The organism is Kitasatospora sp. NPDC015120 (assembly GCF_043080305.1).
GTDB lineage: Bacteria > Actinomycetota > Actinomycetes > Streptomycetales > Streptomycetaceae > Kitasatospora.
In genome coordinates this window covers 484,585-497,458 of sequence record NZ_JBIBVJ010000005.1, presented here as the reverse complement: position 1 = coordinate 497,458, position 12,874 = coordinate 484,585, and the positions used below count along the sequence as shown (strand labels likewise).

Annotated in this window: 10 protein-coding genes and 1 pseudogene; 4 read left to right on the top strand and 7 right to left on the bottom strand. The window is 75.8% G+C overall.

Annotated elements, in window-relative coordinates; genetic code table 11:
* Positions 1-16: 16 nt before the first annotated feature.
* Positions 17-1,924: a ricin-type beta-trefoil lectin domain protein gene (locus tag ACF1AK_RS16480; RefSeq protein WP_391499439.1), complete on the top strand. Its 1,908-nt coding sequence runs from the start codon at positions 17-19 to the stop codon at positions 1,922-1,924.
* A 71-nt stretch (positions 1,925-1,995) separates the two neighbouring features.
* Here the strand turns inward: ACF1AK_RS16480 and ACF1AK_RS16475 are convergent, their stop codons facing one another.
* On the bottom strand, positions 1,996-2,343 hold the full coding sequence (locus tag ACF1AK_RS16475) for a hypothetical protein (protein WP_391499438.1): 348 nt from the start codon (positions 2,341-2,343) through the stop codon (positions 1,996-1,998).
* 379 nt (positions 2,344-2,722) lie between these two features.
* Complete coding sequence (locus tag ACF1AK_RS16470; RefSeq protein WP_391499437.1) at positions 2,723-3,592, bottom strand: MurR/RpiR family transcriptional regulator; 870 nt, start codon at positions 3,590-3,592, stop codon at positions 2,723-2,725.
* Between the two features lie 219 nt (positions 3,593-3,811).
* On the opposite strand from ACF1AK_RS16470, the gene ACF1AK_RS16465 reads away from it, so the two are divergent.
* Positions 3,812-4,255, top strand: coding sequence for a hypothetical protein (locus tag ACF1AK_RS16465; protein ID WP_391499436.1), 444 nt, complete (start codon positions 3,812-3,814; stop codon positions 4,253-4,255).
* A gap of 70 nt (positions 4,256-4,325) precedes the next feature.
* On the opposite strand, the gene hutH is transcribed toward ACF1AK_RS16465, so the two are convergent.
* A complete protein-coding gene (gene hutH, locus ACF1AK_RS16460; RefSeq protein ID WP_391499468.1) occupies positions 4,326-5,903 on the bottom strand; it encodes a histidine ammonia-lyase in 1,578 nt (525 codons plus the stop codon).
* 182 nt (positions 5,904-6,085) lie between these two features.
* Here hutH and fdhD point away from each other — a divergent pair, with 182 nt between their 5' ends.
* The gene (gene fdhD / locus ACF1AK_RS16455) at positions 6,086-6,907 is read left to right on the top strand and encodes a formate dehydrogenase accessory sulfurtransferase FdhD (protein WP_391499435.1); all 822 of its coding nucleotides are present in this window, start codon (positions 6,086-6,088) and stop codon (positions 6,905-6,907) included.
* Positions 6,908-6,926: 19 nt separating this feature from the next.
* On the opposite strand, the gene ACF1AK_RS16450 is transcribed toward fdhD, so the two are convergent.
* Entirely contained in the window at positions 6,927-8,117 is a 1,191-nt protein-coding gene (locus ACF1AK_RS16450; RefSeq protein WP_391499434.1) for a macrolide family glycosyltransferase, read from the bottom strand.
* A 127-nt stretch (positions 8,118-8,244) separates the two neighbouring features.
* Here ACF1AK_RS16450 and ACF1AK_RS16445 point away from each other — a divergent pair, with 127 nt between their 5' ends.
* Complete coding sequence (locus ACF1AK_RS16445) at positions 8,245-8,853, top strand: TetR/AcrR family transcriptional regulator (protein WP_391499433.1); 609 nt, start codon at positions 8,245-8,247, stop codon at positions 8,851-8,853.
* A 13-nt stretch (positions 8,854-8,866) separates the two neighbouring features.
* Here the strand turns inward: ACF1AK_RS16445 and ACF1AK_RS16440 are convergent, their stop codons facing one another.
* The 3 genes and pseudogenes from ACF1AK_RS16440 to ACF1AK_RS16430 form a co-directional block, all read right to left on the bottom strand.
* Positions 8,867-9,205, bottom strand: a complete 339-nt coding sequence (locus ACF1AK_RS16440; RefSeq protein ID WP_391499432.1) for a hypothetical protein — start codon at positions 9,203-9,205, stop codon at positions 8,867-8,869.
* 792 nt (positions 9,206-9,997) lie between these two features.
* Positions 9,998-11,134 (bottom strand): annotated as a pseudogene (locus ACF1AK_RS16435) (diguanylate cyclase domain-containing protein); the annotation flags it as partial.
* A 511-nt stretch (positions 11,135-11,645) separates the two neighbouring features.
* Positions 11,646-12,791 carry an adenylate/guanylate cyclase domain-containing protein gene (locus ACF1AK_RS16430; protein ID WP_391499431.1) on the bottom strand — a complete coding sequence of 382 codons (1,146 nt, stop codon included), beginning with the start codon at positions 12,789-12,791 and terminating at the stop codon, positions 11,646-11,648.
* Between the last annotated feature and the right edge of the window lie 83 nt (positions 12,792-12,874).

Sequence of the window (12,874 nt, the reverse complement as noted above, 5' to 3'; positions counted from 1 at the left end):
CCTTGGGGGGAACGTCATGACCTCGATTCCGCCGCGCCCGAGCGGGGCGCCGCGAAGCCCGCGGATCCGCCGGACGGCTGCCCGCGGCAGCGTCCTCGCCCTGGCCGCCGGCCTGCTCGCCGGGGCACCGCTCGCCCGGGCCGCCGAACCCGCCCCGGTGGAGACGCCCACCGGCACCCGCGTCAGCCCGGTCTCGCCGGGAACCGTGCATCCCGACGTCCGCAGCGAGGGCTGCGGCACCGACGACGTCCGGCTCTGGGGCTGGCTGCCCGGCACCGCCACCGGCCTCACCGCCACGCTGAACGGCTCCTCCGCCGCGCTCGGCGCCGAGTTCCACGTCCGCGACACCGCGGCGCCGTACACCGAGGTGCTCACCGGCCGGGTGGACGGGCTCGCCCCCGGCGCGCAGGCCGAGTTCGCCCTGGACCGCAGCAAGCTGGAGGAGGGCCACAGCTACGCCTGGAACGTGGTCGGCACGGACTCCCTGGGCAACCGCTCCGCCGCCACCGCCGACTGCCACTTCCGCGTGGACCGCGCCGCCCCGCGGATCGCCGGCCCGACGCTGGACGTCGTGCCGCACGCCTTCGGCACGAACCAGTTCAGCTACCAGGTCGTCGACAACAACCCCAGGGACCGCTTCCCGGTCTCCGGCTTCGCCTGCCTCGACTACCGCACCGCCGAGACGGACCCGTGGACCAGGACCGGCTGCGGCGGCCTCGGCCTGCGCGAGAACCTCTCCACCCCCAGGCCCGGCCCGGCCACCCTGCGGCTGCGCGCCGTCGACCAGGCGGGCAACTACTCGGCCGAGACGGCCATCCCGACCTTCGTCTACCCCGGCCCGGGGGTCGTCGGCGACCTCGCGCTGCCGGAGCACCAGTGGCAGCTCGGCCGGGACGACCTCGGCCCCGACACCGCCGGCACCGCCCCGCTGACGGCCGGCCCCGGCGTCGGCTGGGCGGAGAGCCACACCACGCTGCCCGCCCCGTGGGGACAGACCGTCACCGGCCCCGCGACGGTCGCCACGCTGGACGGCACCGGATCGCTCTCCTCGGACCGGCCGCTGGTCGACACCCGCGAGAGCTTCACCGTCACCGCCTGGGCCAGGCCCACCGCCGAGGGCGGCGTCGTGGTCAGCCAGGAGGGCGCCCGGTCGAGCGCCTTCATGCTCTGGGCCGACCCGGGCGACGGGCGCTGGCACGCCGCGCTCGGCCGGCAGGACGACGAGACCTGGTCCTACGACGAGGCCTCCGTCTACCAGCCCGGCCGCGGCGCCTACACCCCGGGCACCTGGAGCCAGCTGGCGGTCGCCTACGACGCCCGCACCGGGCTGCTCTCGCTGCAGGTCGACAACCAGGTGATCGCCACCGGCCACCACCTCCCCGGCGACTCCTTCCGGGCCACCGGCGCCTTCCGGCTCGGGCAGTACCGCTACCAGGGCGAGCCGAGGAGCCGCTTCAAGGGCGAGCTCAGTGACGTCGCCCTGCTGCGGCGGGCCGCCGCGATCCCCGAGGGGGCGAGCTCCGTGTACACGCTCGGGCTCGACCGGTACAAGTGCCTGACCGCCGCGGGCGGCAGCCGCCAGGACGGCACCCCGGCCCAGGTCGAGACCTGCTGGCAGTCCGCCGGCCAGGGGCTCAGCAGCCACCGCGCCGACGGGACCGTCCGGTGGGGCAACCTCTGCCTCGACGCCTACGGGAACGGCACCGCCAACGGCACCGCGACCACGTTCTGGAGCTGCAACGGCGGCGGCAACCAGGTCTGGCTGCCGCGGGCCGACGGCTCGCTGTTCAACCCGCAGTCCGGCCGCTGCCTGGACCTGCCCTGGGGCGACACCGCCAACGGCAACCGGTTCGTCCTCTGGGACTGCAACGGCGGCGCCAACCAGCGCTTCGCCATCCCGTCCGGCGACGGCGCCCTCGTCTGATCCCCCGTCCGGGCCGCACACCGGCAGGGCCCCGCCGCAACCCGCGGCGGGGCCCTGCCGCGTGCGCCACCTCACGCGGCGGCGTCGTCGTCCCAGTCGATGCCGATCTCGGCGAGCCAGCGGCGGTCGGCGGCGTCGGGGACGGCGCCGGCCGGGGCGCCGGAGGTGCGGGGCGGTCGGGACGCCCGGGGGATCTCCTGGACGGGGCCGAGGCCGTACTGGTCGGCGGCCGCGGCGGCGCGGGCGTCGGGTTCGATCACGCCGACGTGGACGACGGTCTCGTCGCCCGGGTCGAGGACGGTGAGTTCGGGGTCGGGCAGACGGCGCAGGGTGACGCGGCGTCCGCAGGTCGGGCAGGACCATTCGTCGGCTCCGGAGGCGAGCCGGCCGACGAACTTCATCTCGTGGATCACGCGCATGGCGGCACCCCCTGACTGGAGTGATGCCCGCCCCGGGCGGATCGCCAACCTGCGGATACGGTCGCCGGGCGGCGTCCGGGGCCACCGTCCGGGCGGAGGGACGGCCCGGCCCTGTCCGGGGACGTCCTAGGTCCTCTCTTTCGGATCACGTCGGACGAGCGGGCGTCGTTGATGGGCCCCTCCTGCCCGTGGGCGGGCAAGGAGGGAGCGTGCATCGGCGGTGCGGAGGAGGGAGTCCATGCGGTGGGGGCACCTCCCGGCCGGAGGCTGGGGGCCATCGGCGACCGACGACAAGCCGGCGTGGGGGTACCTCCCGGCCGAAGGCTGGGGGAGTGCGTGCTCCGGCGGCGACCGCCTGGCGTGATCCGAAAGAGAGGGCCTAGTCCAGGAACAGCCCGCGGGACGCCGCCGACTGCTCGATGGCCTCCAACCGCGCCTCGGCACCGGGGAGTTCGTCGCACATGGTCTGCAGCAGCACCCGGCCGAGCATCATCGGCGCACAGGCCGTGTCGAAGACCAGTCCGGTGCCGACGGCGGCCGGCAGCATCAGGTCGGAGAGCTTGGCGACCGGCGCGAAGACGCTGTCGGCCACCGTGATGACGGTCAGTCCGCACTCGCGGGCCACCGCCAGGGCGTCCATCAGCTCGCGCGGGTAGCGCGGCAGCGCGAAGCAGAGCAGCACGCTCGCGCCCGCCGCGGCGGCCTGTTCGAGGCGGTCGGCGAGCATGCTGCCGCCCTCGTCGAGCAGCCGGATGTCCGGATGCACCTTGGCGGCGAAGTACGCGAAGCCGCGCGCCTGCGCGGAGGCGGCCCGCAGACCGAGGACGGGCAGCGGGCGGGACGCGGCGAGCAGCCGGGCGGCGCGGGTGATGGGCTCGGGGTCGGCGAGCAGTTCGGCGAGGTGGCGCAGGTGCTCGATCTCGGCGAGCACGGCCTGCTGGTGCTCGTTGCGGACGGCGTCGGCCGGCGTCTCCGGGGCGGCGGCCTCGCCGGCGCCGAGTTCGCGCAGCTGCTTGCGCAGCGCCGGATAGCCGTCGTAGCCGAGGGCCACCGCGAACCGGGTCACCGAGGGCTGGCTGACACCGGCGAGTTCGGCGACCTCGACGCTGGAGAGGAACGGCGCCTCGGTGGCGTGCCGCACCAGCGAGTGGGCGATCCGCCGCTGGGTGGGGGTGAGCCGGTGGCCCTCGAAGAGCTGGAGCAGCCGGGCGGAGGGACCGACCGGGCCGGCTTCGTCGGTGGCGGTCATGGCGGTACCTCCGGATGCGAGCTGTTCGGATGACTGTGCAGCAGCGGGCGGCCGCTGGCAAAGACGTCTCGCACGACGGAACGTCGGGCGAGACGCCCGGAATGCGGACCCGCGCGGGCCCCGGCCGGTCTCGGGGTGACCCTGAAATCCCCCTGAGTCCGCCCTGAATCCCGGCGAACGGGTGGACCGGCCCGGCCCGGCGGGCGCAGTCTGGTGTCCATGGACACTCGCCAGGACGACCTGCGGCGCGATCTGGACGCCACGCTGCAGGCCCGCAAGGAGCTCGGCAAGGAGTACGAGTCGGAGCTCGTCGACTCCTTCCTCTCCCGGCTCGACGCCAGGCTCGACGCCCGGGTGGAGCGCCGGGTCGCCGAGCGGCTCGGTCCGGCCGACGGGTACGGCCACCCGGCCGGGGCCGGCCGGCCCTACGGCCCGCCCGGGTACGGGCGCGGGCCGCACCGTTCCGGCCGTTCGGCCATCCGGCTGCCGATCGTCTCCCTGGTGCTGGGCATCCCGCTGTCCGGCATCGCCGGTGGTTCCGGCGGGTTCTGGGGCCTGCTGGTCTGCTGGGGCGGCATCGTCGGCGTCAACGTCTCCGCCGCACTGGCCGAGCGCGTCGAGCAGCGGCGCCACGCGGACGCGCCGAAGAGCGAGTGGGACTAGGTTCTTCCGGCGCCGGTCCGCCGTCACCCGTCCCACCCGCTCCGTGCGGTCCGTCCGGTCCGTCAGGCCGTCAGGCCAGCGGCCCGGTGACCTGCTCGACCGCCCGCACCAGCTCGCCGGAGGCGACCAGCGCGGCGGCGGCCTCCAGGTCCGGCGACAGGAAGCGGTCGCGCCCGGCGCCGCCCACCCCGGCGGCGCGGGCGGCGGCCAGCGCGGCGGCGGTGGCCGGGGCGGGTTCGCCGCTGGCGCCGCCCTGTCGGCGGATCTCCAGGGCCCGGGCGGCGGCGGTGAGTTCGACGGCGAGGATGCGGCCGAGGTTGTCCACCGCCTGGCGCAGCTTGCGGGCCGCGGACCAGCCCATCGAGACGTGGTCCTCCTGCATGGCCGAGGAGGGGATGGAGTCGACCGAGGCCGGCACGGCGAGCCGCTTGTTCTCGCTGACCAGTGCCGCCTGGGTGTACTGGGCGATCATCAGACCGGAGTCCACGCCCGGGTCGTCGGCCAGGAAGGCCGGCAGGCCGTGCGAGCGGGCCTTGTCGAGCAGCCGGTCGGTGCGGCGCTCGGAGATCGAACCGAGGTCGGCGGCGGCGATGGCGAGGAAGTCCAGCACGTAGGCGACCGGGGCGCCGTGGAAGTTGCCGTTGGACTCGACCCGGCCGTCCGGCAGCACCACGGGGTTGTCGACCGAGGCGGCCAGCTCGCGGGAGGCGACCAGCTCGGCGTGCGCGAGGGTGTCGCGGCCCGCGCCGGCCACCTGCGGGGCGCAGCGCACCGAGTAGGCGTCCTGGACGCGCGGGGCGTCGTCCTGGTGGTGGCCGGTGAGGCCGGAGCCCCGGAGCACGGCCAGCATGTTGGCGGCGGACAGCGCCTGCCCGGGGTGCGGGCGGATCGGGGCATGCAGGTCGGGCGCGAGCACCTTGTCGGTGCCGAGCAGGGCCTCCAGGGTCATCGCGGCGGTGATGTCGGCGGTGGTGAACAGGCGCCGCAGGTCGGCGATGGCCATGACGAGCATGCCGAGCATGCCGTCGGTGCCGTTGATGAGGGCGAGGCCCTCCTTCTCCAGCAGTTCGACGGGCGCGATGCCGGCGGCGGCGAGCAGGTCGCCGGCGGGCTTCTCGACGCCGTCGGGGCCGGTCGCCACGCCCTCGCCCATGAGGACGAGCGCGCAGTGCGAGAGCGGCGCGAGGTCGCCGGAGCAGCCGAGCGAGCCGAACTCGCGGACCACCGGGGTGATGCCGGCGTTGAGGATCGCGGCCATCGTCTCGGCGACCAGCGGGCGCACGCCGGTGCGGCCGCTGGCGAGGGTCTTCATCCGCAGGAACATCAGCGCGCGGACGACCTCGCGTTCGACCGCCGGGCCCATCCCGGCGGCGTGCGAGCGCACCAGCGAGCGCTGCAGCTGGGCGCGCAGCTCCGGGCTGATGTGCCGTACGGCGAGGGCGCCGAAGCCGGTGGAGACGCCGTAGACGGGGCGCGGTTCGGCGGCCAGGGCGTCGATCCGGGCACGCGAGGCCGCCATCTCGGCGAGCGCGTCGGGTCCGATCTCGACCCGGGCGTTCCCCCGGGCGACGGCCAGCACGTCCTCGGCGCTGACGTCGGCCTTGCCGACCTGGACGAGCGGCGCGTGGGGGGCCGCAGCACGGTGCATATCCATATGCATCATCTCAGCAGGTGAATGAAGATATGACAACCATCTTGGCGTGGTTGACCGTCGACCACCGCACCGGCCGGTCAGCAGGATTTTCGAATATCCCGCCCGGTGACGCACGCTGTGGGGGGAGTGCGGACGGCGCGGGGCCGGGCGCGGCGGGCGGAGAGGCGGACCGGGCGATGACGCGGGCAACGGCACGGCGGCGGGTGCTCCGGCTGCGCGGGGACGGGCGCACCACCCGGCCGGACGCGCTGGCCGCCGAGGAACCGCTGGAGATCCGGCTGGGCGGCGAACCGCTCACCGTCACCATGCGCACCCCCGGCCAGGACTTCGACCTGGTGGCCGGGTTCCTGGTCGGCGAGGGGATCGTCCGCACCGGCGAGGACCTCGCGGCGCTGCGCTACTGCGCCGGCACCGACGAGAACGGCGCCAACACCTACAACGTGGTCGACGCGACGCCGCGCGGCGCCCGGCCCCTGCCGCTCTCCGCGCACCGCACCCTGCTCACCACCAGCGCCTGCGGCCTGTGCGGGCGCGACACCGTGGACGCGGTGCGCACCCAGGTGCACCACCCGGTCGGCGACGACCCGCTGACCGTCCCGCCCGCGCTGTTGTACGCGCTGCCGGACCGGCTGCGCGCCGCCCAGCGGACCTTCGACTCCACCGGCGGCCTGCACGCCGCCGGCCTGTTCGACGGCCGCAGCGGCGAGCTGCTCTGCGCCCGCGAGGACGTCGGGCGGCACAACGCGGTGGACAAGGTGGTCGGCTGGGCGCTGCGCGAGGGCCGGCTGCCGCTGACCGGGCACGTGCTGCTGGTCAGCGGCCGGGCCTCGTTCGAGCTGACCCAGAAGGCGGCACTGGCCGGCGTCCCGCTGCTGGCCGCGGTCTCGGCGCCGTCCTCGCTCGCCGTGGACCTCGCCGAGGAACTGGGCCTGACCCTGGTCGGCTTCCTGCGCGGCGAGGGCGCCAACGTCTACACCCGCCCCGACCGGATCGCCTGAGCGGCCGCCCGGGCCGGGCTCACCGCAGCTCCGCCTCGACGAGGTCCGCCGCGCGCCCCGTGCCGCCCTCGGCCCGGGCCTCGGCGCGCAGCTCGGCGAGGCGGGCGGCCACCGCCGGGTCGCCGGTCAGCTCCAGCAGCGCGGCGCGCAGCGCGGCGGCCGTCGCGTCGTCGGTGTCCAGCCGGCGGGCGACGCCGAGCGCCACCAGCGAGTCCGCGTTGGCGAACTGGTCGACGGCCTGCGGCACCGCGATCATCGGCACGCCGTGGTACAGGCCCTCGCTCGCGCCGCCGGTGCCGGCGTGGGTGACGAAGGCGTCGGCCTGCGCCAGCACGTCGAACTGCGGCACCCAGCGGTGCACCTCGACGTTGGCCGGTACCTCGCCCAGCGCGGCGAGGTCGGTGTGCCGGCCGACCTGCAGCACGACGTGCCAGCCGGGCAGGCCGCCGAAGGCCGCCAGGCACTCCCGGTAGAAGGCCGGCCGGTCGGTGAAGGCCGAGCCGAGCGAGACCAGCAGCACCTTCCCGGCGCCGTCGGGCCGCTGCCAGTGGCCCTGGTGCGCGCGGTCGCCGAAGCACTGGCCGACGAAGGTGATCCGGGCGGGGTCGACCCGGTCCGCGTGGGGCTGCAGCGCCCGCGGGATCAGCGCGAGCGCCCGCTCGGGGCGGTTCTTGAACCGCTCGACGTCCCGGACGGCGGCGCCGGTCGCGGCCAGCCAGTCGCCGAACCGCCGGTAGTGCTCGGGGCCGCCGGGGCCGCTGCGGAGCGCCTCGAACATCCCGGCGAGATCCTGCTCGATGCCCTCCCAGCCGACCATGGTCGGCGAGAGCTGGACCACCGGCACGCCGTGGCCCTCGGCCACCGCCCGGGCGGCGAAGGCGCCGATGTCGTGGAGCACGAGGTCGGGACGGTCCTCGGCGAAGAGCTCCTGGAGCACCGGTGTCATGGCCAGGGCGTCGTCGAGGAAGACGTCCTGGACGGCGACCGGGTCCTCCGGCCACCCCGCGGGGTCGTCGCCGAGCGGCAGCGCCGTCGGGTAGGGGACGAGGGTGGCGCCCGTGGTGGCGACGGTCGCGGCGAAGGACGGGTCGTTGACGTAGCTGACCCGGTGGCCCCGGGCGACGAGTTCGGTGATCAGGGCGAGGCTCGGGTTGACGTGGCCGTGGGCCGGGATGGAGGCCATGACGATGTGGGCGGAGCGACGGGTCATCGCGTGATTCCTCTCGACAGTGCGAGACGAGACGGTTCGTCTCGCTGAAGTGCCCTCAGCATGCCCCGCCCAGGAGCGCCTGTCAAGACGATACGGATCGTCTCGTCACCTTTGTAGGATGGACGCCATGGCCAGACAGCAGAACGCCCCCGACCCCAGCCGCCGCAGTGAGCAGAGCCGCACCGCGATCCTCACCGCCGCCGCCGGACTCGTCGCCGAGATCGGCTTCGGCAAGCTCACCATCGAGAAGATCGCCGCCCGCGCCGGCGTCGGCAAGCAGACCATCTACCGCTGGTGGCCGTCGAAGGGCGCCGTCGTCTTCGACGCCTTCCTCGCCGCCAACGAGAACGCCGCCGGCAGCTTCGCCCTCCCCGACACCGGCGACCTCGGCGAGGACCTCCGGACCGTCCTGCGGCTCACCGCCCTCGAACTCGCCGACCCCGCCTTCAACCACACCGGCCGCGCCCTGACCGCCGAGGTCCTCACCGACCCCGATCTGCTGCGCGAGTACCGCGAGCGGCTCCTCGACCCGCTGCTGGAGGTCACCCGCGACCGCCTGCGGGCCGCCCGGGAGGCCGGGCAGCTGCGGGCGGACGCGGACCTCGACCTCGCCGTCGAACTCCTCTACGGCCCGCTGTACTACCGCTGGCTGCACGGCCTCGGACCGCTGGACGCCGGCTACGCGGACGGGGTGGTGGCGGCCCTGCTCGGCGCGCTCGGCACCACCGGCGGCTGAGCCCGCGCCCGGCTCAGGACCGGGTGCGGCGCCGCAGCACCAGCACCACGGCGATGATCACGGCGATCACCACCAGCACCACGACGACGCCGATGATCAGGCCGATGAACGTGCCGATGCCCTTCTTCTTTTTCTTCTTGGACTTGTCCTTGGCCAGCCGGGTGGTGTCGTGCCGGTCCGCCGCCGCCCCGGGCCGGCCGGCCTGCGCCGCGTGGACCGCGCCGCCCGCCGCCGCACCCGCGGCCTGCGTGCCCGCCGCGCCCGCCGTGCTCACCGCCGCCGTCCGCGGCGCGGCCCCGGCCGCCGAGGCCGCCGGAGCCGCGGCCAGCGCGGTGCCCCCGAACGCGAGCACCCCCGAGAGAACCAGACCCGTCCATCGAGTACGCACAGGAATCAACCCCCGACATCCCATCCGGCGGCGCCCCGACGGCCCGCCGACCGCCGACACCCTCCCACCGCACACCCCGCCGCGCCCACCCCCACGACCGGACCGCGACCGGCTCGGAACACACCGGTCACCGAAGCGCCACACTCCCGGCGCCGGCGGCCCGCCCGCTCAGCCCTCCGGCGGCGAGGCCGGGCCCGCCAGGGCCACCGCGACCAGGGCGCGCAGCGCGGCCGCCACCTGCCCGAGCGGCAGGGTGGCATCGTCGGCGAACAGCTCCAGGAGCCAGCCGCCCGCCGGGTTCCGGCCGCCGGCCGCGACCATCCCCCGGTAGCCGGAGACCACCAGCATCGCCTCCTCCGCCGGATCGTTGCCCGCCGCGCCCGCGCGCAGCGCGAAGGCACCGCCGCGCACCGCCCGCCGCGTCATCGGGTAGTGGCGCAGGTCGAACACCGCGTCCGGGGCCTCGATCTGGGCCCGCTGGGTCTCCGCCCGGCTGCTGCTCGGCCCGCTGGTCATCCGGTAGACGGCGTGCCGGGCGGTGCGCATCAGCTGCGAGCCGGGCGGCACGTAGGAGATCCACCAGCCGACCGCGTCCAGCAGCCGGGCCGAGGTCTCGGCGACGATCGTGAGCTTGCCGATGGTGTCGGCCGGGTGGACGGCCCGCACCGCGCCCTGCCGGTCGAGCGCGGCGAGCACCGCGGTGAGCAGCTGCCCCGGGTCGGCGCTGTGCGCGGCGCCGCGGAACCGCCGCCGGTCCCCGGCCCCGGCCCGGCCGCCGGGGCGGAACCGGCCGTCGCCGCGGTGCTGCGGGTCGGCGGCGTCGGCGAGCAGGACCGTCGGATCGGGGGCGAACCCGGGACCATGGCTGCGCCCGGCCACCACCGGGTGCGCGGCCCGGGCGGCCTTGGCCCGGTACTGGGCGGCGTCGGCGAGCCGGAACAGCCGGTCGGCGGTGGTGACGGGGCCGATCGAGTCACCGGTGGAGGCGACGCCGCAGGCCACGCCCTCGCCCTCGGACAGGGCCAGCGCCCGCGCGCACAGCTCCTCGGCGACGGCCACCACCTCGTCCGCCTTCTGCCCCTCGACGAGCAGGCAGAACTCGTCGCCGCCGAGCCGGGCGGCGAGGCTGCCGGGGAGCTTGGCGGCGGCCAGCGACAGCTGGTGGGCGAAGCGCTCCAGCAGCCGGTCGCCGACCTCGTGGCCGAGCTGGTCGTTGACCCGCTTGAGGCCGTTGACGTCGCAGACCACCAGGGAGACCACGGTGTTGTCGCGGTTGTGCGCGGCCAGCGCGTCCTCCAGCCGGGCGTCCACCGCGCGCCGGTTGGCGAGGCCGGTGAGCGGGTCGGAGAAGGCGAGCCTGCGCAGATCGGCCAGGCGTTCGGTCTGGGCGAGACCGGCCGAGATCTGGGCGGCCAGCAGGGTCGCGTAGTCGGCGTCGGCCTCGGTGAATGCGGGCATCCCGGCGGTGCGGGCGAGGTAGAGCTCGCCCCAGGCCTGCCCGTGCAGCACGATCGGCGCGACCACGCAGCAGGCCCGGCCGCGCCGGCGCAGCGCGGCGGCGCGCTCCTGGCAGTACGCGCCCGCGGTCGGGTGCGTGTGTCCGGCGTGCGGCTGGCTGTTGTCGGCGGTCTGCACCCAGGCGCGGGGCAGCCGGCCGGTGGTCCAGCGCTCCTCCAGGTACGTGACGATCTCCGGGAAGTCGGCCACCGGGTAGGACTCGTCCTCGGGCAGTTCCTCCTCGCCGGGGGCGAGCTCGCCGTGGTTGACCAGCACCCGCAGCCGGCCGGACTCGCGGTCCCAGACCGAGACGGCGGCCATCGTCGCACCGAGCGCCTCGGTGGCCCGGGCGGCGGCGGCCCGGACGGCCTCCAGCGGGGTGAGGGCGCCGGCCATGTCCTGGGCGAGCTCGACCACGGCGCGCAGCCGTGCGTCGGTGACGGGACCGTCCTCGGGGGCCGCCCCGGGCTCGGGGACGGCGGGCGGCTGCTGGGTCCGGCCGCGGTCCGTCATGATCGCCTCACTGCTCACCGGCTCGCCTCGCTCCCTGTGCCCGGTCCTGCCCGTGGTCCGCCCGGACACCCGCGCCCACGCCCGCTCCCGCCCGTCCGGCAGCGCCGCCCTGCGGGCCGGCCGCACCGGGCGCCTGCACCAAGACTATGGCGGTTTCGTTCGGTTTCGCCCCGTTTTCGGCTTCGTACCCGCCACGGCCGCACCGCCGTTCGGCGTGTCGCGCCGCTCCCCGGCCGGGACGCCCGGGCACCGCGGCCCGGGGTGGCGGCCAGGGGGCCGTCGTCCGACCCGCGCCCGCGGGGTGCCGCCCGGGCCCGCCCCGGCCGTCGGCCCGGAGGTGCCCGCACCCGGACGCCGCCGGGCCTGCCGTGATCCGGAAGAGAGGACCTAGGTTCTAGGGGGTCCGCCGGGAGAGCAGCCAGGGCTCGACCAGGCCCAGCCCGCGCACCGGCCGGCGCCACATCGGCTGCAGGCTGAACCGGTGGGCGGCGTCCGCCCCCGGGCCCGGCGGGCCGGCCGGCGGCAGCCCGGCCGCCACCGACAGCGCCTCGGCCAGCCCGGGGCCGTCGGCGTCGGGCGGCGCGACGCTGCCGTTCTGGTCCAGCGCGGCCGCGAACTCCCCGTCGATCAGCACCGCGTCCTTGGGCGCGATGGAGGTGAGCCGGCTGGCCAGGTTGACCGTGGTGCCGAACACGTCGCCCATCCGCGAGGTGACCGTGCCGAAGGCCATGCCGACCCGCAGCGCGGGGATGGTGTCGTCCTCGGCCAGCGCCTCGACGAGGCCGAGCGCGATCCCGGCGGCGGTCACCGGGTCCTCGGAGACGAAGAGGATCTCGTCGCCGAGCGTCTTGATCACCCGGCCGCCCTGGCCGACGATGAGGTCGGAGCAGGTGTTCTCGAAGGTCTCGACGAGTTCGCCGAGCTCCTCCTCCTCCAGCCGCCGTGACAGCCGGGTGAAGCCGACCAGGTCGGCGAAGCCGACGGCGAGCCGGCCGCTGGTGATCTCGTTGTCCTCGGCGGCCTGCACCACCCGGCCGGTGACGGCGGCCAGCTGCCGCCGCCAGACGTACACCAGGAACTGCTCCAGCTCCGGCAGCAGCAGCTCGACCAGCGGGTAGGCGACGTCGGCGCGGGTCAGGCCGGGTTCGACGGACTGGGTGAGGTTCTCCAGGAAGGTGTCCATCTGCCAGCCCGCCAGCCGGGCCGTGGTCTGGCCGGTGGACCGGGCCACCTGGATCGCCATCGACTCGCTCAGCAGCCCCGACTCCACCAGACCGGCCAGCCGGCGCAGCGCGATCACGTCGCCGTCGGTCAGGGCCCGGGACTGGCCGATGTCCGGGAAGCCCATCGCCCGCCAGAAGCGGGTGGCCAGTTCCATCGGGACGTCGGCGGCCCGGGCGGCCTGGTACGGGGTGTAGCGGCGCGGGGCGTCCAGGATCAGGCGTTCGAGGTCGAGGGCGACGGTCTGGTCGTCGGAGCCCGCCGGGCCGCCGTTGCCTCCGGCGCCGGTGCCGCCGCCGTTGCTGCCGTCCTCTGCCACCGGTCCGTCCCCGTGCGGTCGCCGCACTCGCCTCGTGTCCTGCGTGTCCGGCGCGCCCGCCACCCGGCGGGCAGTGGCGCGCC